We start from the raw sequence: 19,632 nt of genomic DNA on the forward strand, positions 1-19,632 counted from the left end.
GATCACCCCCGGCTCGCCACGACCGGGGAGCGGGGCCCCGGATAAGGTTTCTGCAACGGAAGTCTAGAGGGGGTGCGGTGCGCGTACTCAGGGTCTCGCACAGTGCCGTCGTCGACGAGTGGCGCGGTCGCGAGCGTGCGCTCACCGCGCTCGGCGTCGACGTCGAGCTGTGCTGCGCCCGGCGGTGGCACGCCGGCGGCGCTCCCGTGATGCTGCACGCCCGACCCGACGAGCGGGTGCGCGGCGTGCGCACGCTCGGGCGGCATCCGGCGCTCTTCGTCTACGACCCGCTGCCGCTGTGGCGGGCGCTGGGCCACGAGGTCGACGTGATCGACGTGCACGAGGAGCCGTTCGCGCTCGCGACCGCCGAGATCCTGCTGCTGCGGGCACTGCGCCGGCAGGCCCGTCGCACGCCCGTGGTGCTCTACACCGCGCAGAACCTCCGCAAGCGGTACCCGATCCCCTTCCGCTGGCTCGAGCGGTGGGCGCTCCGCGCCGCGTCGGGCGTGTCGGCGTGCAACACCGAGGCCGCTCGCATCGCGGAGGACAAGGGCTTCGTCGGTCGGGCGCGCGTGATCCCGCTGGGCGTCGACCTCGAGCGGTTCACGCCGGCGGATGCCGCGACCACGACCGGCGGTCGAGTCGGCGCGCCGGCGCCGACTCGAGACCCCGCCGCCCCGATCACCGTGGGCTTCATCGGCCGGCTCGTGCCCGAGAAGGGCGTGCTCCTGCTGCTCGACGCGCTCGCGCGCGAGCCCCGGCTGCGCCTGCGCGTGGTCGGCACCGGACCGCTCGCGTCCGAGTTGCCCGCGCACGCGGCATCCGTCGGCGTCGCCGATCGCGTGGAGGTCGTGGGGTCCGTCGACCCGGCCGGCATCCCGGAGATCCTGCGGACGTTCGACGTGCTCGCCGTGCCGTCGCTGCCGACGGCCTCGTGGACCGAGCAGTTCGGCCGGGTCGCGGTCGAGGCGATGGCGTGCGGCGTCCCGGTCGTGTCGAGCGATGCGGGCGCGCTGCCCGACGTCGTCGGAGGCGCGGGCGTCGTGGTGCCGACGGGCGACGCGGCGGCGCTCGCCGACGCCCTCGTGGACGCGGCCGGCCCACGTGCCGCCGAGCTGCGCGCCGCCGGCTTCGTCCGCGCCGAGGAGTGCAGCTGGGGCGCGGTCGGCCGCGACTACCTCGAGCTGTACCGGTCGATCGTGCACGAGGCATCCGTCGCCCCCGAGCCGACGCCCACGCTCGAGGTCATTGTGGTCGCCTATGGTGCGCCAGAGCTGCTGCGTCGCGCGCTCGAGCCGGTCGCGGGCCTCCCGGTCACGGTCGTCGACAACTCGTCGCTGCCCGCGATCCGCGCGCTGTGCGACGAACTCGGCGTGCGCTACCTCGATCCCGGCCGCAACGGCGGCTTCGCGGCCGGCGTGAACCACGGCCTCGCGAACCTGATCGCGCCCGGCTCCGACGTGCTGCTGCTGAACCCCGACGCCGAGATCTCGGCCGACGACGTCGCCCGGCTGCACCGCGCGCTGCGCGCGCGCCCCGACCTCGCGAGCGTCGGCCCCGCGCAGGTCGACGGGCAGGGCCACGAGGCGCGCGTCGAGTGGTGGCTGCCCTCGCCGTCGGGCACGTGGCTCGAATCGCTCGGGCTCGCGCGGCTCCGCCGCGACCCGTCGTACGTCATCGGCTCGGTCCTGCTGCTCCGCGCCGAGGCGCTCGACCAGGTGGGATGGTTCGACGAGCAGTACTTCCTCTACGCCGAGGAGGCCGACTGGGCCCACCGCGCGCATCGGCTCGGCTGGCGGCACGCGGTCGTGCCCGAGGCGCGCGCGGTGCACGTCGGCGCGGGAACCGGCGGCGATCCGCGCCGGCGCGAGGCGCACTTCCACGCGTCGCAGGAGCGGTTCCTCCGCAAGCACTTCGGCGCGGCCGGCTGGCAGTGGGCGCGTACCGGCCAGTGGCTCGGTGCGACCGTTCGGTCGATCGTGCTCCCCGGCGAGCGAGGCCGTGCCGCGCGGCGCCGCGCGGCGCTCTACCGGCTCGGGCCGGCGCGGGTGGAGGCGCGATTCGGGCGAGCGGATGCCGCGAGCACGAGTACGGTGGCGCATGCGACCCCGACCACCGACACCCCAGCGGAGGCCACGGCATGACCCGCATCGTGCAGATCGTCCCGTTCATCGGCCCCGGCACGGGCGTCGCCGGCGTGGCGTGGCACCTCCAGCAGGAGCTGCAGGCGCTCGGCGCGACCGTCGAGGTGTTCACGTTCCAGTCCGCCCGCCGTGGGCGATCGACGCCCCGGTCGTCGCGCAACACGATCCTCGCCCGGATTCGCGGCGGCTGGCGCATGATCTGGTTCAGCACCGTCGGCACCCGCTGTGCGAAGCAGTACCTCGCCGAGCGTCCGGACGCGATCTCGATCTGCCACAACAACGTGGTCGCCGGCGACGTCTACGTCAACCACGGCCTGCTGCTCGCATCGATGCGTGCCCGAGGACGATCGTGGTGGGGCATCTACCGCAATCCGGTGCACGACTTCATCTACCTGCGCGACCGCATCCGGTACCGCGGGCGCACGCACCGGGTCGCCGTCTGCCTGTCGGAGGGCGAGGCCGACGACCTGCGGGCGACGTACGGCCCGATCGGCCCGCGCATCGAGGTCATTCCGAACGGCGTCGACCTCGACCGGTTCCGTCCGCCGACGCCGGAGGAGCGCGCCGCGGCGCGCTCGGAACTCGGGCTCGGCCCCGATCAGCGCGTCGGCGTCTTCGTGGGGCACGAGTTCTCGCGCAAGGGGCTCTCGTTCGCGATCCGCGGGCTCGCGTACGGCCCGAGCGCGCTGCTGATGGTGATCGGCGGGAACGACGAGATCATCGCGGAGGCGCATGCCGAGGCGATCGAACACGGCGTCGGCGACCGCGTGCTGTTCCTCGGGGTGCGGAAGGACCTCCCGCACCATCTCGCGGCCTGCGACTTCTTCGTCTTCCCGAGCGCGTACGAGGCGAACGCCCTGGTCGTGCTCGAGGCGCTCGCGAGCGGCCTGCCGGTGATCGCGACCCCGGTCGGCTTCGCGCCCGAGATCGTGCGCGACGGCGAGAACGGCTACCTGGTCGAACGCGACCCGGTGGCGGTCGGCGCGCGGATGGAGGAGCTCGCGACGCTCGACGACGAGTCGTTCGCGGCGTTGCGTCGTGGGGCGCGGGCGTCGGCCGAGGCGTACGGATGGCGCGAGGTCGCCCGCCGCTACCTCGAACTCGCCGAGCGGCTCGAGGCCGAGCGGAGCGGTGCGGGAACCGACGCCGCCTCAGCCGACCGGACGACCGGATGACCGGATGACCGGATGACTCGGATCGTCCAGATCGCGCCGTCGATCGAGCCCGGCAGCGGCGTCGCCGGCGTCGCCTACGCACTCGAGCGGGAGTTCCGCGCGGCGGGCGTGCCGGTCGAGCGCTTCACGGCGGCCGAGGCCGGACGCACCCTCGACCGACCGCACCGCACGACGCTCGGCCTGCACCTCGCGCGCGCGGGCAACGTGATCTGGTTCAGCACGCTCGGCACACGGCGCGCGAAGCGCTACCTCGCCGAGCGGCCCGACGCCGTGTCGTTCACCCACAACGACGTCATGGCGGGCGACGTCTACGTCAACCACGGCCTGCTGCAGGCGGCGATGCGTGCCCGGGGCAACTACGCCTGGCGGATGGTGCGCAACCCGGTGCACCTGTTCACCGCGTTCCGCGACCGCATCCGCTATCGCGGCCGCACGCATCGCGCCGTGGTCGCCCTGACCGGGGAAGAGGCACGGCTGCTGACCGAGGTCTACGGGCGCGTGCGGCCACCGGTCACGGTCATCCCGAACGGCGTCGACGTCGAGCGGTTCAGCCCCGGCGATGCCGCGGGGCGCGCGGCCGTCCGCGGCGAACTCGGGATCGCGGTCGACGCCACGGTCGCGATCTTCATCGGCCACGAGTTCGAGCGGAAGGGGCTGCACCTGGCGATCGACGCGCTGCGGATGGCGCCGGGCGTCGTACTCCTCGTCGTCGGCGGCAGCTCCGACATGATCCGGCGCGCCGGTTCGCAGGCACGCCGAGCGGGCGTCGCCGGTCGCGTGGTGTTCGCGGGCGAGCGGCCGGATCCCGTGCCGCTGCTGCGCGCGGCCGACGTGCTCGTGCTGCCGAGCGCCTACGAGGCGAACGCGCTCGTCGTGCTCGAGGCGCTCGCCTGCGGCGTGCCGGTGGTCTCGACGCACGTGGGCTTCGCGCCCGACATCGTGGTCGACGGCGAGAACGGATTCCTCGTCGAGCGCAAGGTCGCACCGATCGCGACTCGCCTGGCCGAGCTCGACGGCCTCGACGCAGCGACCCGCGAGGAGTGGCGCCAGCGCGCACGGCGGACGGCCGAGCAGCACTCGTGGCGCGAGGTCGCGGCGCGGTACCTCGAGCTGGCCCGCTCGATCGAGGCGCGGAAGGCGGCGGGCCGGCCGACGGACCGCGCGGCGGGCGCCTCGTGACCGAGCCGCTCCGCATCCTGCACGCCATCCGCTCCGACGGCTTCTCCGGCGTCGAGCAGTTCGTGCTGAGGCTCGCCCGCACGCAGGCGGCGGACGGGCACGCCGTGCACGTGATCGGCGGCGACCCGCCGCGCATGCGGCCCGGCCTCGACGATTCGGGGATCGGGCACACCGCCGCCGCCCGCACGATCGAGGTGCTCCGCGCGGTGCGCGGCCTGGCCGACGAGGTCGACGTCGTGAACACGCACATGACCGCGGCGGATGTCGCGGCCGTCGCAGCCCTCGCGACCCGCGGGCGCGCGCGCCGGCCCGCGGTCGTCGCGACCTGCCACTTCGCGAGGCCGCGCGGCCGGGTCGGCGCCGTGCCGATCGAGGCCCTGGTGCGCGGCCGGATCGATGCGCAGCTCGCGATCTCCTCCGCCGTTGCGTCGGCCGTCGAGGGCCCGAGCACGGTCGTCCACACGGGCATCGACCCACGCCCGGCGGGCGACCCGGGCGCGCGCGAGCGCACGGTCCTCATGGCCCAGCGCCTGCAGCCCGAGAAGCGCACCGACGTCGGGGTGCGCGCGTTCGCCGCGTCCGGACTGGCCGACGAGGGCTGGACGCTCGACGTCGCCGGGATCGGCCCGGACCGGGAGCCGCTCGAGGCGCTCGTCGCGGAGCTCGGCATCGCGGCATCCGTGCGCTTCAGCGGGTACCGCACCGACCTGCCGGAACTACTGACGCGCGCCGGCATCCTGCTCGCGCCGTGCCCCGTCGAGGGGCTCGGCCTGACGCTCCTCGAAGCCATGGCATCGGGTCTGCCGCCCGTCGCCGCGGACGCCGCGGGCCATGTCGAGCTGCTCGACGGCCTCGACGAGCGGGCGCGCTTCGCGGCGGGCGATGCGGATGCCGCGGGCGAGCGCCTGCGGTCCCTCGCCGCCGACCCGGCCGGACGTGCCGCCCTCGGCGCCGCCGCACGCGAACGCCAGCAGTCGGAGTTCTCGCTCCGCGCCCAGGCCGACGGGACCGAGGCCGTCTACCGGAAGGCCATCGGATGACCGACCTCGTCGTGCTGTCGCTCGAACGCTGGGACCAGGTGTGGCGACGCAACCAGCACCTCGTCGCGGGGCTGTTGCGCACCGACCCGGAGCTGCGCGTGCTCTTCGTCGAACCCGCCGCCGACCCCGTGCACGACCTCTCGTCGCGCCGGCGGCCGGCCACCGGCCAGCGCGTGACCGAGGTCGGCGACCCGGCAGCCGGGCGACTCTGGACGTATCGTCCGACGAAGTGGTTGCCGCGCCGGTTCGATGCGCGAGCAGACGAGCGCCTCGCGGCGGGCGTCGTGCATGCAGCGCGATCGCTCGGCATGGAGCATCCGCTGCTCTGGATCAACGACCCGGGCGCCGTCGAACTCGCCGAACGCACGGGCTGGCCGACGCTCTACGACGTCACCGACGACTGGCTCGCGGCCGACCGCTCGGAGGGCGAACGGGCCCGCGCCGCCGCCACCGAGGCCCGGCTGCTCGAGGTCGCCCGCGAGGTCGTGGTCTGCTCGCCCGAACTGGAGCGCCGCAAGGGCGCGACCCGCACGGTCACCCTCATCCCGAACGGCGTCGACGCGGCCGCCTATCGGCGGCCCGCCCCGCGCCCGGCCGACCTGCCCGCCGGGCGCACCGCGCTCTACCTGGGCACGGCGCACCCCGACCGCATCGACGTCGACCTCTGCGAGGCGACCGCGCGTGCCGTCGCCGCCGCCGGCGGCACGCTCGTGCTCGTCGGCCCGAACCTCCTCGGCGGCGCCGCGACCGCCCGCCTCGAGGCCGCGGGTGCGATGCTGCTCGGCCCTCGGCCGAGCGCCGCCGTCGTCGGCTACCTCCAGCACGCCGACGTGCTCGTGGTGCCGCACGTCGTGACGCCGTTCACCGACAGCCTCGACCCGATCAAGCTCTACGAGTACCAGGCCGTCGGCCGGCCCGTGGTCTCGACGCCGGTGGCGGGGTTCCGGGATGTCGCGGACTCGCGCGTCACGGTCGCCGAGGCGGCGTCGTTCCCGGGCGAGGTGGTCGCGGCGCTGGAGTCGGCGCGGCCGTTCCCCGACGGTGCCGACGGGCCGGCCAGCGACTGGAGCGAGCGGGTCGCGGCGATGCGCGCCGTCCTCAAGCGGTTGGCGACGTTCGACACCGCGTAGCCGGGTCGCCGATCAGAGCTGTTCGAGCACGCGGCGGAGGTTGCCCCACGCCCAGTCCCAGTCGCGCGCGACGGCGCGAGCGCGGGACGCCGCAGCGCGGCGGGCACGCTCGGTTGGATCGTCGATCAGCTCGCGGAGGGCGTCGGCCAACGCCGCCGGATCGTTCGGCGGGACGAGGATGCCCGCGTCGCCCACCACGTCGGGCAGGCCGCCGATGCGGGACGCGACGACGGGCAGTCCGCTCGCGAGGCCTTCGCCGGCCGTCAGCCCGCTCGGCTCGTCCCACTTCGACGGGACCACGAGCGCATCGGCCGATCGCAGCAGATCCGGAAGGCGGTCGCGCTCGACGAAGGGCTCGAAGCGGACGACGGCGCCGGATTCGTCGGCGAGCCGCCGCAGGTCCTGCTCGTACGGCGAGAGCGGGGCGTCGCGCGCGAACCCCCGGCTTCCGACGACGGTCACCTCGACGGAACCCCAGGCGAGCAGGCCGGCGGCCCTGACGAGCACGTCGGGTCCCTTCTCCGGGATCACGCGGCCGACGAACATCGCCCGGAACGGCTCGCCGCGTGCCGGCGCTCGGACGCGACGGTGATCGCCTGGCTGGAATCGCTCGGTGTCGATGCCGTTCCGGACCACGTGCACGCGTTCTGCGAGGTGCGGAGGTAGCGCAGCCCGCATCCGCTCTGCAAGCTCGTCGCCGACGCACACGATGGCGACCGCCGGTTCGAGCATTCGGCGAGCTTCGGCGCGCGAGTAGGTGCGGAGGAGATCGTTGTGCGCGTAGAGCACGACCCGATGCTCGCTGTCCCGCAGCATCCAGGGGATCACGGGTGCATTGTGCGCGAGCACGAAGGCCGGTGGCTGCCGCCGAACGGCGTCGACGAGCGGAGCATAGAACCGTTCGACGCCCCGGCGGGGCAAGCCGAGTCGTCCCCTGACGAGGTCACCAACTCGATCGCGTCGGGTGAGCCACGCTGCGCGGTCGAACTCGATGAGTGCCGCGCTGTCGTATCGCGGCCGCATCGTCGAGCGATCGAGCACCGCGGCGTGCCGAACCGGATCGGGGTCGCGGCTCGCCGCGCCCGCGAGCCCGTGCACGACGGTGGGGATCGCCGACCCGGTGCGCGGCGAGAAGTGGTCGCCGGGCGTGATGGCGTGGACGATGCCGATCACAGCACTCCATCCCGCAAGGGCGCGTCGTCGATGACGGATGCACGAGAGCCCGGCAGGCACTTCGGCCTACCGGGCTCCACGTGACGCGCTCGGGCTGATCAGATGATCAGGCTGGCGAGGCAGAGCTTCTGCGCCGCGGTGAATGCGCCCTCGCTGCAGGACGCGCCGTTGAGCGGCGGCACGGCGGGGACCGACGACGAAACGGACTCCGAACCACCAGGACCACCGTCGATGTCGTACATCAGAGTGAGCGTGTTGTTCTGGCTGTTCGGGGCTTCCTTGGTCACGATCGCGATCTGGGGGAACGTGGAGTTCGCCGGGACCACGAACGACGTCGCGGTGCCGACGCACGTGTCGAGGTTGACCACCGCGACCCCACCGAGGTCGGCCCCGCCGAGCGTGGCGGACGTGATGGTGACGGTGATCGGCACGTTGAACGTGTTCTGGATGCTCGCCTTGAATGCGTAGCCCTTGTACGTGGAGTTCGAGTTGCCCGGCAGCTTGCAGCCGAGACCGGTGAGGGTGATGATGCCGGGCGATGCGGCGTACGCGGGGGTCGAGACGGCGAGCGCCACGACCGGGACGGACCACGCCGCTGCCTTGGCGACGGTGCGCCGGCTGACGCCGGGACGCTGTTCTTCGAGGTCGCTCATGACAGACCTTCCTATGCTGTGTGGGAAAAGATCTCGGTTTTCGGGTTTCCCAGCACACTCTAAGGGTTTCGGGCCCTCGCCGTCGAGTCCCATAACACCCGCATTCGGGGGACGTACGTAACAATCGCTCAGCTTCGGATGAGCAGGCTCGCGTCCTCCAAGCTGCGCAGCGCCTGGGAGATCACCCGGTCGACGTCCACGTCGGCGGGCGGTGCCGGGAGGTCCCTCTGCGCTGCCGTCTTCAGTTCGTCCTCCGTGAGCCCATCGGCCGCGAGCCAGAGGGCGGGCCCCACGCCGACGAGCACCGTGAGCCGCCCCGCCGCGAGCACGACGAGCGAGTCGTCGACGATCCTCGCGTCGGCGAACGTCCCCCGCCAGTACGCCCCCGGGCGGTCGCCGGCATCGGGAGTCGCTACCTCGGGGAGCACCCTCCCGTCGCAGTCGCAGCCGCGCTGCGACAGGTCGGCGACGTCCATCACCATCGGGGCGCTCTCGTCAACGGACCCCAGCAGGTCGTCGACGATGCCCGGGATCGTCGACGCCTCGGAATACACGATCCGCCGCACACCGCCGGTCGAGCGGATCGTGTCGATCAGCGTTCCGAGCGGTCGATCGAGTGCGGAGAGGAAGCTCGACTGGGCGACGAGCTCCGGAAGCGCGTCGATGATCGGCACCGATTCGACGAACGGCTCCGCGACCTCAGGTCGCCGGTCGAGCAGGACGAGGGCGGCGAGCTCGAGCTCGGCGTCCGGCAGCCCCTTGAGATCGAGTCCGGATGCGGGCTCGGTCGCCTTCACTCCCGCCTTCGTCCCGATGGACAGCGGCTTGCGGTACGGGATGACGGAACCGCCCGGTCGTATCGCGAGGGTCTCATCGGTCACGTAGCCGAAGGCGCGGCCGAACTCTCGGGCCGCCGTGGTCTTGCCCCGGCCGGAGGGGCCGACGAAGCCGATCACCCGGCCGTCGTCGAGCGTCACCGCGGCCGCGTGGAGCATCAGCGCTTCCCCGCGCAGCCCTCCGATCGCCTCCAGGGTGACCTGCGACGTGATCCGCTGCGCGAGCGCCTCCGGGGAGTTGGCGCTGACCGTGAGGTCGCCGTTCGCCGGGTCGGAATCGCGACGCACACCTGCGCGGAGCACGCGATCCGGTTCGCCGTCGCCGTCGTAGGCCAGGTCGGCCCAGTGCGCCGTGATGGCCGCCTGCTCGGCGTTGCTCAGCGAATCGTCGAGCTCGATGCGGACGTGGCTCGACAGGGCGCGCACGTCGATGGCGGTGGACATGTCGGAAGCCTACCCGCCCGTCGCGGGCCCACAGCCGGTCGTTGCATGGTGCGACCGCGGCATCACAGGTCGCCCGAGACCAGCAGGCCGAGGGTCACGAGTTCCGCGACGAAGCGCTCGACGTCCTCCCGGATCTCGTCGGGCTCGGTCCCCGTCGAGGCGGCGACCCGGTCGACGATCGTCGCCGCCGGCCCGCCGCAGGCCTCCGCCCAGATGAGCTCGGCCACACCGTCGAACACGACGATCGGACCGGAGGGGAGCACGGCCGCGTAGCGGACGTCGTCCTGGACGAGCTGCGCCGTCGCCGCGGACGGCCGGTACGCCGGCGTCATCGAGTGACCCCCTGGCGACGCAGGCGCGCTCGCGCGGCGCGCACGGCCTCACGCGCCGCCACGGCCGGGCGACGCACGAACTCGACGACGATCTCCCATCGAGACGGGCGCCGTCCGAGACGGTGCGCGAGGTGATCGACGTTCACGAGCGGTGCGCGGCCCACGAGCCGTAGTCGGGTCCCCAGGTCGGGCGCCGCCTGGATCCGCGCCCACCACTCGAGGGACCGCGGGCCGCCCTGCGAGACGACCTTCCAGAGCAGGTACTCGCGGCGTCCGCGATAGCGCTCCAGGTCGCCCGTCGCCGCCGCAAAGGCGACCTCGGCGCGCAGCCGGGGGACCAACTCCTCCATCGCCGCGCGCTGCGCGGCATCCGCCTCGTCCCACACGACCGGGAGGTCGCGCCGACCGCCGCTCGCCGATCGAGCCGCGTTCAGTACCAGCAGCACGCGCTGCCCGGCGACGCTCGGCACCGAGCAGAGGACGCCGGCGATCTCGAGGCGGCCCCGGTCGCCCCAGAGCACATCGAAGGCCGCTGCCGGCTCCAGGCCGATCCCGGGGAAGTACCGGTGGACGTCGACGTACCCCCAGTCGGGGTGCAGGTAGGTCTGGGCGTGCCCGAACGGCGAACCGTTCGCGAACGTGCTGTAGAGGGACCATCCGGCTCGTCGCAGCGCGCCGTCGATCGCCGCGACCTGGTCGGGGCGCACCATGACGTCGACGTCGGTGCCGAAGTGACCGGCCCGCAGCGTCGGATCGACGGCGGCGCCCTTGATGTGCAGGAGGTCGGCGCCGACCTCGTCGGCGACGTACTGCACGGCGGCATGCCCGAACTGGAGGCGCACCTGAAGGGGCACGCTGACTCGAGACTCGTCCACGCTCCTCCGTCCTCCTCGATCAGCGTAGCGAGGCGGATGGTACGTCCGACTGTCCGCGCCGCGGGCGATGCCGGTCGAGCCGTCTAGATTGATCTCATCGCTCGCCGAGCCGGCGGCGAGGACGCTCCAGTCGGAGGGACCAGCCCGAGATGACGCCCGCCGCCCCGCGACTCACGATCGCGACGATCGCCACGGGAGCCCCGATGGGGGCGCAGGCGTACCAGGAGCAGGTCGCGAGCCGCGCGGCATCCGCCCTCGCTGCCGTCGACGATCGGGAGTGGCGGTACCGGAGGCTCGTGTTCCGGTCGATGCGGTCGGAGCTCGACGGCAACCGGCGACTCCCGCTCGGCCGCGTCGCGCGGGCGTCGGTCGGGCAGCGGCGTGCGCTCGGGCGGGCGATCTACGGGGGCGACGCCGTCTCGCACCGCATGAACCTCGAGCTGCCGCCGTCGCCGCACGGCGACGTCATCACGATCCACGACGTGGTCGCCTGGCGGTTCCCCGACGAGTCCGCAGCGGTGCCGGCGGCGATCGAGGAGGCGAGACGGGCCGCGGCGGTCATCTGCGTCTCCGAGTTCAGCGCGCACGAGGCCGTCGAGCTGCTCGGCATCAGCGAGCCCCACGTCGTGCACAACGGCGTGGACCCGCGGTTCTTCGACGCGGCTCCGCTCGACGCGGCCGCGCGGCGGGCCCACGGACTGCCCGAGCGGTACGTGCTGCACGCGGGCGGCGCGACGCGACGCAAGAACCTCGAGGCGCTCGCCGAGGCCTGGCCGCTCGTGCACCGCGAGCGACCGGAGCTCGAGCTCCTGCTCGCCGGACCGCCGCACCCGACCCGCACGGCGCTCTTCGACGGCATGCCAGGCACCCGACTCGTGGGGCGCCTGCCCGATGAGATCATGCCGGGGCTCGTCGCGAGCGCGGAGGTCGTGGTCGTGCCCTCGCTGTACGAGGGCTTCGGCCTTCCCGCGCTCGAGGCGATGGCCGCGAACGTGCCCGTCGTCGCCGCGGCGACGAGCTCCCTTCCCGAGGTCGTCGGCGGTGCCGGCATCCTCGTCGAACCCAACGGCGCCGCGATCGCCGGTGGCCTGCTGGATGCCACGGGCGGGTCGGACCTCGGGCCGCTCGTCTCGGCCGGGCGCGCCCGCGCCGGCGAGTTCACCTGGGAGCGCTGCGCGGAGGCGCACGCCCGGGTCTGGGCCGCGCTGGCCTGAGAGCCCGGGCGCGGCTATCCGCGACCCGCGAGCACGCGGAACGCACCGCCGGGGAACCGCGGGAGGTCGGGCAGCACGTCCGCCAACCGACCGATGGCGCGCTCGAGGTCGTCGCAGGATCGCTCGACCTCCGCGCGCGGCGCGGCGGACGCGCCGGCCATCATGCCCTCGAGCCCGCGCGACTCGTCGAACTCCGTGAACCGGCTCGAGCCGGGGGTCATCACCGACTCGTAGTCCCGGAACTTGAACGCGCCGCCGCTGAGCGGAGGCTCGAGCATCGTCCAGGTCGCCGGGATGCCGTACGCGTCGGCCGTGACGAGTCCGTGCAACGAGGTCGTGATCACGGCCTCGGCCGCCGCGATCTCGCGCACGACCCGCGCTGCGGGCTGGTGCACGTTCACGACGTGGACCCGGAGGCCCGCGGCATCCGCCATCGACATGAACGGTTCGTGCGACCGGTGGTGCCCGTGCGGCACGAGCGCGACGTCCCACCTCGGCTTCGGCCGCCGCGCGCGGCGCGCCACCAGGATGCCCGGGTCGCCGAGGGCGACGTCCGCGGGCGCCCCGATCAGGTCGCGGGTGAGGTGGCCGCGTACGGCGAGCACGGTCGCGTCCGGCAGCGGATGCGGCTTCCCGTACATGAGGCCGCTGCCCCAGATCGCGCCGTCGAAGTGCTCCGGGAGGAACTCGAGGATGCTGCCGACGCCCGCGAGGCGGGCCTTCGATGGCACGCGGTGCACGGGCGCGATGCCGTAGTCCGGGAGCAGCCAGGGCGTCAGGTCGTCGCCGAAGTTCGGATGGCCGTCCCACCAGGTGGCGGGGACGACGACGCCGCCGCGCCACATCGCGCTGCGCGTCGCTGCGGTCGCGAGCCGGCGCACCTGCCGCACGCGGCGTCGCCGCGGGGTCGAGTAGGTCATGCCGTCTCCGCCGCTCGCCGATCGCGGGCGTCGTCGCCGTCGAGGATGCGGTCGTAGTCCGCGACGTACGCCTCGGCGACCCGCCGCCAGGTGAACTCGGGCACGCGGCGCCGCCCCGCGTCCACGAGTCGCGCCCGGAGCTCCCGGTCGTCGACGACGCGACGGATCGCCGAACGCAACGCGTCCACGTCGAGCGGATCGACGAGCAGTCCGTCGACGCCGTCGACGACGAATCCGGGCGCACCGCCGCGTTCGGTCATCACGAGCGCGGCACCGGACCGCCAGGCCTCGAGCGCGACGATGCCGAACGCCTCCGTCCGGCTCGGAACGACGACGGCCGTCGCTCCGGCCATGGCGTCGGCGACGGCCGTCGGGTCGAGTCGGCCGGCGAGCACGACGCGGCCGCCGAGTCCGTGTGCGTCGACGAGCGCCTCGAGGCGGGCCTGCTCCGGCCCGTCTCCGACGATGACGAGACGGATGTCGCCGCCGGCGGCGGCATCGATCCCGTCGGGATCGGCCGGGCCGGCGCCAGAGCGCAGGCCGGCCATGGCGTCGATCAGCAGGTCGAACCCCTTCGTCCGGCCGAGCCGGCCGACCGCGAGGAGGTACTCGCCCTCGAACGGGCTCCGGCGGGCGTCGCCCGCCACGGCGAGATCGACCCCGTTCGGCACGACCTCACCGCCGATGAGCCCGAAGCGGGAGCGCAGGTCGTCGACGACGAAGGCCGACGGCGCCGTCACCGCCGCGGCCGCGGCGAGCGCGCGCCGCAGCGCGGCCCGAAGCAGCGCCGAGCGATCGTAGACCGCGCCGTCGTCGGCGACCGTCTCACCGTGCGACGTGACCATGAGCGGAAGGCGGGACCGGCGGTGGAGGGCGAGCGCGTAGACGCCGTTCGGGCCGAAGCAGTGGACGTGGACGAGGTCCGGACGGAATTCCGCGCGCGCGTCGGCCCAGCGCCGCCAAGCGCCGGGGTAGGCGCGAGCGAACCGCGCGATGCCGCCCGGGGACGCCGAGGGCAGCGGCGTCGGGAGGTAGCGGACCGTCACGCCGTCGAGCTCGCGCGTCACCGGACCGGTTCCGCGATCCACGCTCCACACCTCGACCGCGCAACCCTGGCCGATCAGCTCACGAGCGACCTGGCGCACGTGCTCCTCGACTCCGCCGACGTGCGGAGCGTACGAGGAGGTCACGAGCGCGACGCGTCGCCTCCCCGCCGTCCGGGCGCGGCGGGGCGATCCCGATCCGCCCACGCGTCAGCCGCGCTGGTCGGTCGGCGGTTCGGTGACGAACTCGTCCGACTCCTCCGCCGCCGGCGCGCCCGCCGTGCGGGTCGCCTTCGAAGCGGGAGCCTTCCGGGAGGACGTCGGCGCGTCCGAGGGAGCCTCGGCGGTCGGCGTGTCCGGGTGCTTGGATTCCGCGTGCTTGGACGTGTAGTCGTGCCGGTACTCGTACGAGTAGGTCGCGGCATCCGCACCCCGGAGCGGCGACTTGTTCAGCACGATGCCGAGTGCACGACCGCGCGCCTTCCGCAGCGTGTCGAGCGCCTTCTCGAGGAGGTCGTATGTCGTCTTCCCGAGCGTCACGACGATGAGGGCTCCGTCGGCCTGGTGGGTCAGCACCGCGCCGTCCGTCACGGGGAGGAGCGGCGGCGCGTCGATGATCACCGTCGCGTGCTTGGTGAGGTCTGCGAGCAGCGTGTGCATGCGCTCGGAGCCGAGCACCTCGCTCGGGTTCGGCGGAACGCTGCCCGCCGTCAGCACGAGGAGGTTGTTCGACTTCTCCGTGCGCTGGAGCACCTCGGAGAGGGCCGCGCGACCGGCGAGGACGTCGCTCAGCCCTGCGCCGCCGGGGAGCCCCATGGTCTTCGCGACCATCGATCGCCGCAGGTCGCCGTCGACGAGGACGACGGTGGTGCCGGCCGCTGCGAGCGTGAGCGCCAGGTTGCACGCGATCGTCGACTTGCCGTCGCCGGGCAGCGGACTCGTGACGACGATCGTCTTCGGCGGATGGTCGACGTCCATGAACTGGAGGTTCGTGCGCAGTGCTCGCAGCGCCTCGGAGACCGCGAAGGTGCCGTTCCTGCCCGTGCTGTTCGCGGCCGACGCGTCGACGAGCCGGTTCTTCTCGTCCATGCTCGGCACGAACGGGATCGTGCCGACGACCGCGACGCCGGTCTTCGCCTCGGTGTCCTCGGCGTTGCGGATGCGGCGGTCCGCCGCCGTCCGGATCATGGCGAACGCGATGCCGAAACCGAAGCCGAGGACGCCGCCGACGATCAGCGCGGTCTGCACGTCCGGGAAGGCCGGCTGGGTCGGGACCGAGGCGGACTCGCGCGAGATCACCGCGACGGGAGCTTCTCCGGACTCGCTGCTCTCGGACTCGACGCCTTCGATCACCGTGGCCATGGAACGGAGCCAGGCCTCGGCGAGCGCCTTCGCATCGGCTCCGGTCGACGCCTCGGCTGTCGCGTTCAGGATGGGCGTGTCGCTCGGGTTCGTCACTTCAACCCGGTTGATCAGCTCCTCGGGGGTGGTCTCCAGTTCGAGCTCGTCGATCACGCCCTCCGCGACATCGGTCCATCCGGCGATGATCAGGTAGGACGACACTCGCGAGCGAGCGACGCTGTCGCCGAGCGACATGCTGCCGACGTCGGTGCCCTGCCCGGTGGACTGCACGAGCCCGCTCGCCGACGCGACGTAGACCGGCGTCTGGAGCAGCGTCCAGCCGTAGCCGGCCCCCATGCCGACCGCCGTCATGAGCACGATCGCGATCCAGTGCCGGCGCAGGCCGCGGAGGTAGTCGCGCAGTTCCAAGTGGACACCTCCGTGTCGTGCCGCTGTTCCGTTCGCACCGCCGGGGACAGTGAGCGAATTGCGTCAATGGTATGTCAAGCCCCTCGGACCCGCTCGTTCGAGCCCGACCTCCGGGCCTGCGCGCTCCTCGCGCGCCATCGCGCCGAGGCAGATGCCGGCGATGACGAACGGGATGGAGACCTGGGCTGCCACCCAGAACAGGTCGAACTGCGCCTGGACGATCCGGCTGAGGACGATGGCGACCGCCAACGTGCCGAAGCGGGGATCGACATGCCAGAGCACGAGCAGGATCCCGATCCACATCACGATGAACGCCGCGAGTCCGACGATGCCGGCACTCGCCAGCACCTCGAGCTCGCCCTGCGGGGGCTGGTAGCCGAGACTGCCGGGCTCGCGCCAGTAGCGCAGGCCGTGCCCGAAGACCGGGGACTCGCGCCAGTAGAGGTACACCTCGCGGAACCAGTCGAGGCGCTGGAAGACCGAGTTGTGCTGGTTCTGCGACTGGACCTGCTCGACGACCATCGACACGATGAGCCAACCGGCCGGGATGAGCAGCAGCAGCACGAGGATCCGCGACCGGCGCGACGTGCTTCGGCGGATCACCGCGATCATGATGGCCGCCATCAGCCCGATCAGCGCCTGCCGCGACTGCGACACGACCACGCCGGCCACGAGCATCCAGAACGCGAGCCTGGACCAGCCCTTGGTCCAGGCGACCCAGTCGGGATTCAGGTACGCGACGACGGCGGCCAAGGCGAACGCCGTCCCGACGAAGTTCTTGTGCATCGGGATCGGCCAGCTCGGCGCCGCCGGCCCGAAGTCGCCGCGCGCGTACCCCGCTGCAGCCTCGACGAGGGTGACCGCGGCGATCACGCAGGCGGTGAACACCAGCACCGAGAGCGCCGTCCGCGCGTAGCCGGCCGCGCCCAGCGCCCAGCCGACGATCAGGGCGCCGGACACCAGCAACCACGCATGGAACCACTCGAACGTGTTGGCGAGGTACGGGTTGACGATGACCGTGAAGAGGGTGGCGAACTGGTACAGCAGGTTCAGCCAGAGCAACTGCCGGAGCGGCCTGCTGTACGGGCGCTGACCGAGCAGCAGCGCGGTGCCGAAGGCGGCCGCCAATGCCGCGTCGGAGACGGAGAGGTCGGCGCCGCCGATGCCGATGCGCTGCGAGATCATGAGTCCGGGCATCGCGAACAACGCGATCGCCAGCGGCTTCGAGGCGGTCAGTGATGCCGCGATCACGAAGGCCGCGATCACGATGGCGAACGTGGCGCCACCCGACGCACCCCGGTCGAGGAGGAAGTACGTGGCCGCGGCCGCGGCGAAGGCGTACATCGCCCAGCGCCACGCACCGGACCACCATTCGACGGTCCGGAGGTGCCGGATCACCCGGCGCTCGCTCGTCGAACTCATGGCCCCGGTCCTTCGTGAGATTCGCTTCAGTATCGCAGGTGACGCCGCCACCGCGGGCCGTCAACGTAGTCTGGCCCGATGAGCGAGCGGCTCGTCGGCATCGTCACGATCAACGACGACACGAACTACGGCAACCGGCTCCAGAACTTCGCGCTGCACGAGATCGTCCGGTCCCTCGGCTGGGTGCCCGAGACGATCGCCAATCGACCGCCGTCGTGGGACCGTTCGCTCCTCGTGCCGCGGACGATGCACGACCTCTGGCACGACCTTCCCGGCGTGGTCGAGCGGGCTCGGTCGCGGATGCCGCGACGGCTCCGAGCCCCGGCCGCGCCGAGCCCGCCGTTCCTCGAGGTTCGACGCGCGGCGATCGCGGGGTTCGCCCGCGACCGCATCCGATCGTCGCCCCAGGCCTATTCGACGATGCCGACCGACTACTGGGCCGACCGCTACGAACGCGCGATCGCGGGCTCCGACCAGGTCTGGAACCCGACGTACCGAAGAGCCCAGACGCTCGACTTCCTCGACTTCACCGAGGGCGCGAAACGCATCGCGTACGCGCCGAGCTTCGGCGTCCGACGCATCCCCGGCTACCTCCGCTCCCGCTACCGCCGGTGGATCGGAGGCATCGCCCACCTCTCGGTCCGGGAGACCGTGGGCGCGGACATCGTCGCCGACCTGACCGGCCGCGATGCCCCGGTCGTGCTCGACCCGACCGCCCTGCTCCCTCGGGCCGACTGGGACGCGCTGATCGGGGATCGGCCGCGACCCGTGGACGTCCGCTACGCGGTCCGGTTCTTCCTCGGTCGGCCGACGGCCGCCCAGGACGACTGGATCATGCAGGATGCCGCCCGGCGTCACCTGGAGGTCGTCGACCTGCACGCCCTCGACGACGAACGGTTCGCCGACGTGGACCCGCTCGGCTTCGTCTCGGCGATCGCCCATGCGGATGCCGTGTACACCGACTCGTTCCACGCGGCGAGCTTCTCGCTGCTCTATCGACGCCCACTCGTACTCGGGCAGCGGTACGCCGACGATGCGAGGCAGGAGGAGCTCATCGCGCAGCATCGGCTCGCGGCGCGAGCGACCGGCGTCGACGGCCTCCGCGTGATCGCGGACGTCGACTGGCTCAACGTCGAGGCGGGTCGCGAGCGGCTCCGCTCGTCGTCCCTGGGCTTCCTCGCCGGCGCGCTGGGCGACGCGGCGGCCGGGCCGGGGTAGCCCGCACGGTCCGCGGTCCGGCAGTGCCCCGCTAGCATGACCGCGTGCAGGAGAGACAGCCGGATGCCGCGGGGCCGACGTTCGCGCTCGTCATCCCCACCCACCGCCGCCCCGACCTCGTCCTGCAGGCGGTCGACAGCGCGCTGCGCCAGACCAGGTCGTTCGACCAGGTGATCGTGGTGCCCGACGGCCTGGACGATCCCGCGATCGGCGCCCTCGCCGAATCGCCCGTCGACGTCGTGCCGATCGAGAAGGCGGGCGTGGCGGCGGCCCGCAACGCCGGGCGCGCGCACGCGCGAACCGAATGGGTGTGCTTCCTCGACGACGACGACCTGCTGCACCCCGACTACCTCGCCCGCGTCGAGGCCGAGGTGGTGAGCTCGCCCGGCATCGGCGCGATGAACGCCGCCTACTGGAGCTTCGCCCCGGAGGCCGGGCCCGACGACGAGTTCGCCGCGACCACGCTCGACGAATGCCTCGAGGCGATCGAGACCGCCGTGCCGACGCGCGACCTGTCGTACCTCGAGATCGAGGGCCGGAGCTTCGACCTGCTGCTCGAGCGGATGCGCGGATCGATGAGCACGACCGCCGTCCGGCGCGACCTGCTGGAACGAGCCGGCGGATTCCCGCACGGGTTCGTCACCGCGCAGGACTGGGTGATGTACGTCAACGTCGCTCGCCTGACCGAGTGGCGCCTGATCGCCGATCGCCTGGCCTTCTTCCGCGATCTCCCGGACTCGATCACGCGCACCGGTTCACCGCTGAAGGGCCTGACCGCGCTCCGTGCCATCCGGTCGTTCTGGCAGCCGACGTCGCTGCCGACGCCCCCGCACCGGCCGCTCGACGCGTACCGGGACCACTACCGGCACGTGCTCGGCTGGGCGCTCCTCGCCTGCCGGCGGGCGCGCGACGTCCGCTCGTACCGCGAGGCGCTCGCGATCGCCCGCGACATCCTCCCGCACCGCATCGACCGCGTGCGCGCAGCGATGCCGCGCCGGGTCAGCGGCGCCATCTCGCGGGTTTCGTCGGCCGTGAGCCCTCGGCGCCGCTGAGGCGGCCGAGCG

The 19,632-nt window shown here is 73.0% G+C and carries 17 protein-coding genes; 8 read left to right on the forward strand and 9 right to left on the reverse strand.

The genetic code is table 11. The annotated features are described in order from the left end of the window. Positions 1 to 77: 77 nt before the first annotated feature. Genes GLX25_RS04635 through GLX25_RS04655 form a run of 5 tightly spaced genes read left to right on the forward strand, consistent with a single transcriptional unit; the run spans position 78 to position 6,668 of the window. Positions 78 to 2,144, forward strand: a complete 2,067-nt coding sequence (locus GLX25_RS04635; RefSeq protein WP_166548440.1) for a glycosyltransferase — start codon at positions 78 to 80, stop codon at positions 2,142 to 2,144. Beyond that, positions 2,141 to 3,319: a glycosyltransferase family 4 protein gene (locus GLX25_RS04640; protein ID WP_155841068.1), complete on the forward strand. Its 1,179-nt coding sequence runs from the start codon at positions 2,141 to 2,143 to the stop codon at positions 3,317 to 3,319. Before GLX25_RS04635 ends, GLX25_RS04640 begins: the two co-directional genes overlap by 4 nt. Positions 3,320 to 3,331: 12 nt before the next feature. Beyond that, the gene (locus GLX25_RS04645) at positions 3,332 to 4,498 is read left to right on the forward strand and encodes a glycosyltransferase family 4 protein (RefSeq protein ID WP_155841069.1); all 1,167 of its coding nucleotides are present in this window, start codon (positions 3,332 to 3,334) and stop codon (positions 4,496 to 4,498) included. After that, positions 4,495 to 5,538, forward strand: a complete 1,044-nt coding sequence (locus tag GLX25_RS18760; RefSeq protein WP_155841070.1) for a glycosyltransferase family 4 protein — start codon at positions 4,495 to 4,497, stop codon at positions 5,536 to 5,538. Before GLX25_RS04645 ends, GLX25_RS18760 begins: the two co-directional genes overlap by 4 nt. Further along, a complete protein-coding gene (locus tag GLX25_RS04655; protein WP_155841071.1) occupies positions 5,535 to 6,668 on the forward strand; it encodes a glycosyltransferase in 1,134 nt (377 codons plus the stop codon). The genes GLX25_RS18760 and GLX25_RS04655 overlap by 4 nt, the downstream gene beginning before the upstream one ends. 12 nt (positions 6,669 to 6,680) lie before the next feature. Here GLX25_RS04655 and GLX25_RS18475 read toward each other — a convergent pair whose 3' ends face one another. From GLX25_RS18475 to GLX25_RS04680, 5 genes are all read right to left on the reverse strand, one after another. After that, positions 6,681 to 7,841 (reverse strand): glycosyltransferase family 4 protein, encoded by a 1,161-nt coding sequence (locus GLX25_RS18475; RefSeq protein ID WP_155841072.1) that lies wholly within the window; start codon positions 7,839 to 7,841, stop codon positions 6,681 to 6,683. Between the two features lie 98 nt (positions 7,842 to 7,939). Next, on the reverse strand, positions 7,940 to 8,494 hold the full coding sequence (locus tag GLX25_RS04665; protein ID WP_155841073.1) for a hypothetical protein: 555 nt from the start codon (positions 8,492 to 8,494) through the stop codon (positions 7,940 to 7,942). A gap of 128 nt (positions 8,495 to 8,622) precedes the next feature. Beyond that, positions 8,623 to 9,774, reverse strand: coding sequence for a P-loop NTPase family protein (locus tag GLX25_RS04670; RefSeq protein WP_155841074.1), 1,152 nt, complete (start codon positions 9,772 to 9,774; stop codon positions 8,623 to 8,625). A gap of 62 nt (positions 9,775 to 9,836) precedes the next feature. After that, positions 9,837 to 10,106, reverse strand: coding sequence for a PqqD family protein (locus GLX25_RS04675; RefSeq protein ID WP_155841075.1), 270 nt, complete (start codon positions 10,104 to 10,106; stop codon positions 9,837 to 9,839). Continuing rightward, entirely contained in the window at positions 10,103 to 10,981 is an 879-nt protein-coding gene (locus GLX25_RS04680; protein WP_155841076.1) for a hypothetical protein, read from the reverse strand. The genes GLX25_RS04675 and GLX25_RS04680 overlap by 4 nt, the downstream gene beginning before the upstream one ends. 149 nt (positions 10,982 to 11,130) lie before the next feature. Here GLX25_RS04680 and GLX25_RS04685 point away from each other — a divergent pair, with 149 nt between their 5' ends. Further along, on the forward strand, positions 11,131 to 12,195 hold the full coding sequence (locus tag GLX25_RS04685) for a glycosyltransferase (RefSeq protein ID WP_155841077.1): 1,065 nt from the start codon (positions 11,131 to 11,133) through the stop codon (positions 12,193 to 12,195). A gap of 14 nt (positions 12,196 to 12,209) precedes the next feature. Here GLX25_RS04685 and GLX25_RS04690 read toward each other — a convergent pair whose 3' ends face one another. The 4 genes from GLX25_RS04690 to GLX25_RS04705 form a co-directional block, all read right to left on the reverse strand. Next, the gene (locus GLX25_RS04690; RefSeq protein ID WP_155841079.1) at positions 12,210 to 13,115 is read right to left on the reverse strand and encodes a polysaccharide pyruvyl transferase family protein; all 906 of its coding nucleotides are present in this window, start codon (positions 13,113 to 13,115) and stop codon (positions 12,210 to 12,212) included. Further along, positions 13,112 to 14,305 (reverse strand): glycosyltransferase family 4 protein, encoded by a 1,194-nt coding sequence (locus GLX25_RS04695; RefSeq protein WP_155841081.1) that lies wholly within the window; start codon positions 14,303 to 14,305, stop codon positions 13,112 to 13,114. Before GLX25_RS04695 ends, GLX25_RS04690 begins: the two co-directional genes overlap by 4 nt. Positions 14,306 to 14,368: 63 nt before the next feature. Beyond that, positions 14,369 to 15,928 (reverse strand): tyrosine-protein kinase domain-containing protein, encoded by a 1,560-nt coding sequence (locus GLX25_RS04700; protein WP_155841083.1) that lies wholly within the window; start codon positions 15,926 to 15,928, stop codon positions 14,369 to 14,371. Between the two features lie 63 nt (positions 15,929 to 15,991). Beyond that, a complete protein-coding gene (locus GLX25_RS04705) occupies positions 15,992 to 17,350 on the reverse strand; it encodes an O-antigen ligase family protein (RefSeq protein WP_155841085.1) in 1,359 nt (452 codons plus the stop codon). Between the two features lie 78 nt (positions 17,351 to 17,428). Here GLX25_RS04705 and GLX25_RS04710 point away from each other — a divergent pair, with 78 nt between their 5' ends. Further along, positions 17,429 to 18,568, forward strand: a complete 1,140-nt coding sequence (locus GLX25_RS04710; RefSeq protein ID WP_155841087.1) for a polysaccharide pyruvyl transferase family protein — start codon at positions 17,429 to 17,431, stop codon at positions 18,566 to 18,568. 44 nt (positions 18,569 to 18,612) lie between these two features. Then, entirely contained in the window at positions 18,613 to 19,620 is a 1,008-nt protein-coding gene (locus GLX25_RS04715) for a glycosyltransferase family 2 protein (protein ID WP_155841089.1), read from the forward strand. Positions 19,621 to 19,632 lie beyond the last annotated feature (12 nt).

The organism is Agromyces luteolus, from assembly GCF_009729855.1.
GTDB classification, from domain to species: Bacteria; Actinomycetota; Actinomycetes; order Actinomycetales; family Microbacteriaceae; genus Agromyces; species Agromyces luteolus.